Source organism: Pollutimonas rozaliensis, assembly GCF_048751585.1.
Lineage (GTDB): Bacteria > Pseudomonadota > Gammaproteobacteria > Burkholderiales > Burkholderiaceae_B.
The window spans coordinates 1-248 of record NZ_JAZHOB010000285.1; the positions used below are offsets into that span (position 1 = coordinate 1).

The window sequence follows — 248 nt, forward strand, 5'->3', positions numbered from 1 at the left end:
CATCGCCCGGGACACCAGAAGCCGCAGGAGGGCGTCGAGCCGGTCGTGGCTCGTCTGGTGGAGGTGGTCGGCCTTGGTGGCGGCGAACAGCACGCGGTCGGCCCGCGGCGCGAACAGCCGCGACAGCACCGTGTTGCGGCCGATGTTGAGGCTGAGCAGCACCGCGTCCAGCGCCTCCTCCAGCTCGGCCAGGGCGGTGGGGCCGGCATCGACCGCCGAGAGCACGTCCACCAGCACGATCTGCCGGT

Annotated in this window: 1 protein-coding gene; it reads right to left on the reverse strand. The window is 72.6% G+C overall.

Annotation, left to right across the window (positions count from 1 at the left end):
• A partial coding sequence (locus V0R37_RS22930; protein WP_420376668.1) for a YcjX family protein occupies positions 1–248 on the reverse strand: 248 nt, incomplete at both ends.